3 protein-coding genes are annotated in these 4,843 nt (G+C 67.2%); all 3 read left to right on the forward strand.

Annotated features, from left to right (window positions below):
* Positions 1-938: 938 nt before the first annotated feature.
* On the forward strand, positions 939-1,919 hold the full coding sequence (locus DSY14_RS26900) for an ABC transporter permease (protein WP_211719412.1): 981 nt from the start codon (positions 939-941) through the stop codon (positions 1,917-1,919).
* Positions 1,920-1,992: 73 nt separating this feature from the next.
* Positions 1,993-2,910, forward strand: a complete 918-nt coding sequence (locus DSY14_RS26905) for an ABC transporter permease (protein ID WP_211719413.1) — start codon at positions 1,993-1,995, stop codon at positions 2,908-2,910.
* A gap of 13 nt (positions 2,911-2,923) precedes the next feature.
* Positions 2,924-4,843 (forward strand): ABC transporter ATP-binding protein (locus tag DSY14_RS26910; protein WP_211719414.1); only part of this gene is annotated, 1,920 nt, incomplete at its 3' end.

Consider the following 4,843-nt stretch of genomic DNA (forward strand, 5'->3'; position numbering starts at 1 on the left):
GGCCGGGGGCGGGGGAGACCGGGGCCGCTCGGGCCGGTCGTCGGGCGCTGTTGGCCGGAGCCGTGCTGACCGTTCCCCACATGCTCTCCTGGAGGCACCGCCACGGCGCGGCCCTGGTGGGGCCCGTGGCATGGACCGCGCTCTCGGTGGTCGGCGACGCGGCGTATGCGTTCGGTCTCTGGCGGGGCATTCTTCGTTTTGGCTCTTCAGCCCCATTGGTACCCGGTCCCTGTTCTTCCGCGGCCGCCATGACCGTGGTGTCGCGGCAGATCAGAGGGGGTGTGGTGGTCCCTTTACGCCGGTCGGTGTCGCCGTCGAAGATAAGCGAGCGTTAACAGTCATCACTTTGAGTTAATAGGTCGGGGATGTGTCGGCCGGTTTCGCGGGCGCTCGGCCCGTCATTTCGTGACTCGGCGTGAGGGAAAGCGGGGCTATCAGAGGATGACGGGGGTGGCGAAGGGGTTTGTTTCTCATGGGTTGCGGGGGGTTGACGTTTCCGTGGACGTCGGGATGGGAATGCCCGGTTCGAGTAAACGGCGTTTACGGATGACACGTGGTCCGGGTCGCGTCTGCCCAGCTCAGTGCGTATTTTATGACGCAACGGGTTCAGTCGTGTGCGATGCGTGCAAAGATTGACAACTGAACAGCTACTCGGGTCCCGAATGGCCACCGTTGTCCTTTCTTGATGTGTCGGTTACCGGCAAGTGTCTAGCGACCCCGCAGACTCTTGACATTCCGGTCACTGAACGTGAATCGGAAGTAAGTGTGTTTCGTTGAACACTGAGGGTGACCCTCACGGTGTCGGGAGACCACGAGCGCTCGGTCGGCCTCACGGCTCGAGTGCGCGTGAAACCCTGCCCGCCGTGGGTCACTCCCCGTGTCGGCGTCTCACAAGCACAGATCAAACGCCGGGCTCGGTGTGAGGTTCGGAGATAGTTTTGGGCAAGTTCCTGGCCAGGCGGCTGCTGAACTACGTCGTCCTGATTTTCCTGGCGACGAGCTTCGCGTACCTGCTCGCCGCCACCAACCTGGTGCCACGGGTCTACTTCGAACAGCAACAGCCCCCGCCGGACCCGGAGCTGGTCAACGCCCAGCTGGACATGCTCAACCTCAACGACCAGACCCCGCTGGCCGAGCGCTACCTCACCTGGATCCGCGGCGTGCTGGTCGGGGACTTCGGTCAGACCATCCAGGGCGGTGACGTCACCTCCCAGATGATGATGAAGGCCGGCGTCACCCTGCGCCTCATCACGGTCGCCACCATCATCGGCAGCTTCCTGGGCATCGTCATCGGCGCCTACGCGGCCATCCGTCAGTACCGCGCCTTCGACAAGGCCGCCACCGCCGCGTCCTTCTTCGTCCTGTCGATCCCCACCGTCGTCATCGCGATCGTCATCCAGGTCATCGCGGTCGCCATCAACGAGGGGCTCGGCTTCCAGCTGCTGCGCTACTCGGGCGAGTACACCGCGGGGTTCACCGGTGCCTGGCACGAACTCCTGCTCAACCGCGTCTACCACGCTCTCCTGCCCACACTGGTGCTGGCCCTGGCGCTGTTCGCCGCCTTCGCCCGCTACCAGCGCAACATGATGCTGGACGTACTGGGCGCCGACTTCGTGCGCACGGCGATGGCCAAGGGGCTCACCCGGCGCAGGGCCCTGTTCAAGCACGCCCTGCGCACCGCGATGATCCCCACCATCACCTACTTCACGTTCACCTTCGGCGCCCTGGTCTCCGGTGCGACCTTCACGGAGAAGATCTACGCGTGGAACGGTGTGGGGGCCTGGCTCATCGACTCCATCGCCCGTCAGGACGTCCACGTGGTCGCCGCGGTGTCCTGGTTCATGGCCGTGACCATCATGGCCGCGTCCTTCCTCTCGGACATCCTCTACGCCTGGCTCGACCCGAGGGTGCGGGTGTGATGATCAGCGACCACCGCCGCCCCCGCACACCCCGCCCGCAGACCACCGCGGCAGCCCAGCTGGAGAGCACCTCATGAGCCGGACCGAACAGCTCACAGAGCCGGAGTCCAACGCGGCACCCGCCGTGCCCCCCACGCCCAACCAGGTCCGGGACGTGCTGCGCCGACTCATCGGCACCCGACGCGTCGTCGTCGGGTTCGGCATGATCGCCCTGCTGGCGATCCTGGCGTTCGTCGGTCCGATGATCAGCGGTTGGGACATCGGTGAACGCGACTACCTCGCGCGCCTCGACCCGCCCTCGCCCGAGCACTGGTTCGGCACCAACGGCACCGGACAGGACATCTTCACCCAGTCCACCGCGGGTCTGCAGAAGTCGCTGCTCATCGGTCTGCTGGTGGCGGTCATCTCCACCGGTATCGCCGCCATCGTCGGATCCTTCGCCGGCTACTTCGGCAAGCTCCCCGACAAGGCGTTGATGTGGATCGCCGACCTGGCGCTGGTCCTGCCCAGCTTCGTGATCCTGGCGATCCTGTCCAAGCACTTCGTCGGCCAGGGCGGCTGGTTCATCCTGGTCATCCTGCTCGCCGCGTTCAGCTGGATGGTCACCTCCAAGATGGTGCGCGGCCTCACGATCTCGCTGCGTGAACGCGAGTACATCCACGCCGCGCGCTTCATGGGCGTCCCCCCGCACAAGATCATCCTGCGCCACATCCTGCCGAACATGTCGTCGCTGCTCATCGCGGACGCCACGATCATGGTCAGCGCCGCCATCATCGGCGAGACCGCGCTGAGCTACTTCGGACTGGGCGTCCAGTCGCCGGACATCAGCCTCGGTGTCGTCATCGCCGACGGTTCGGCGTTCGCCACCACCGCCTGGTGGGTGTTCATGCCGCCCACGATGCTGCTGGTGCTGTTGGTACTCGGCGTCAACATGATCGGGGACGGCCTGCGCGACGCCCTCGACCCGTCGTCCAAGTCGCGCCGGTCCTAGGGGGGAAGCACACATGAGCACCGACACCATCGAGGCCGCTGAGGCCGACCGTACCGAGCCGACCGGCGGTGCGCCGGTCCTGGAGGTCACCGACCTCACCGTCACCTTCCGGGGCTTCGGGGACAACCCCGACGTCAACGCGGTGCGCGGGGTCAGCTACTCCGTCCACCGTGGCGAGGTCCTGGGCATCGTCGGCGAGTCCGGCTCCGGGAAGTCCGTGTCCTCCATGGCCGCCATGGGGCTGCTGCCCGACCACGCCGACATCACCGGCTCCGTGCGCCTGCACGGTGAAGAGATCCTCGGCAAGAAGGACAAGGAGATGGCCCGCAAGCGCGGCAAGGTCATCTCGATGGTCTTCCAGGACCCGCTGTCCGGCCTGACCCCCGTCTACACCGTGGGCGACCAGCTCGCCGAGGCGGTCCTGGTCCACGACCCCAAGAAGGACAAGGCACGCGCGCACCGGCGCGCCGTCGAGCTCCTCGACCTCGTGGGCATCCCCAACCCGACCGAGCGCTACCGTTCCTTCCCGCACGAGTTCTCCGGCGGTATGCGCCAGCGCGTCATGATCGCCATGGCCATGGCCAACGACCCCGACGTCATCATCTGCGACGAACCCACCACGGCCCTGGACGTCACCATCCAGGCGCAGATCCTCGACCTGCTGCGCACCGCCCAGCAGGAGACCGGCGCCGCGATCGTCATGATCACCCACGACCTCGGCGTCGTCGCCGGCTTCGTCGACCGGCTCCTGGTCATGTACGCCGGTCGCCCCGTGGAGATCGGCGGCGTCGACGAGATCTACTACGGCAGCCGCATGCCCTACACCATGGGCCTGCTCGGCGCCGTACCGCGGATGGACCTCGAACGCCAGGGAGCCCTCGTCCCCATCAAGGGCAACCCGCCGTCGCTGACGAACCTGCCGCCCGGCTGCCCGTTCGCCCCGCGCTGCCCGATCGCCCGGCCCGAGTGCGAGCTCGCCGAACCCGACCTGCTCCCGATCGGGGCCCAGCCCGACGACGAGCAGATCCGCTCCGCGGCGGACGGCGACGCGGACGGCCACGTCGAGGTGCACGACACCGGTGTGCAGCGCACCGCCTGCATCCGCTCCGGGGAGATCCACGCCAACGACTGGACCGCCCAGGACATCTACCCCGTCCCGGACATCCCCGAGGTCGAGACCTCCTCCGTGCCCCGCGAGGACCGCCCCGCGATGCTCGTGGTCGACGACCTCATCAAGCACCACCCGCTCTCCAAGGGCGCCGTCTTCAAGCGTCGGGTCGGCACCGTCTACGCGGTCGACGGGGTCAGCTTCGACATCCGCGAGGGCGAGACCCTGGCCATCGTCGGCGAGTCCGGGTGCGGCAAGTCCTCCACGCTCATGGAGATCATGGGGCTGGAGAAGCCCCAGCGCGGCAGGATCGAGGTCATGGGCCGCGACAGCGCCTCCCTGACCCGTCAGAACCGCTTCGACCTCCGTCGGGACATGCAGATCGTGTTCCAGGACCCCATGAGTTCCCTGGACCCGCGCATGCCGGTCTTCGACATCGTCGCCGAGCCCCTGCGCACGCACGGGGTGTCCGCCTCCGAGACCACCGCGCGGGTCTACGAACTCCTCCGTCTGGTCGGTCTCAACCCCGAGCACGCGACCCGCTTCCCCGCCGAGTTCTCCGGCGGCCAGCGCCAGCGCGTGGGCATCGCCCGCGCCCTCGCCCTCGAGCCGAAGCTCCTGGTCCTGGACGAGCCGGTGTCCGCCCTGGACGTGTCGATCCAGGCCGGTGTGGTGAACCTGCTGGAGGAGCTCCAGGCCGAACTCGGCCTGTCCTACCTGTTCGTGGCGCACGACCTGTCCGTGGTCCGGCACATCGCCGACCGTGTGGCGGTCATGTACCTCGGCAAGATCGTGGAGATCGGCGACACCACGTCGATCTACACC

It is taken from the genome of Nocardiopsis sp. MG754419, from assembly GCF_018207095.1.
Lineage (GTDB): Bacteria > Actinomycetota > Actinomycetes > Streptosporangiales > Streptosporangiaceae > Nocardiopsis.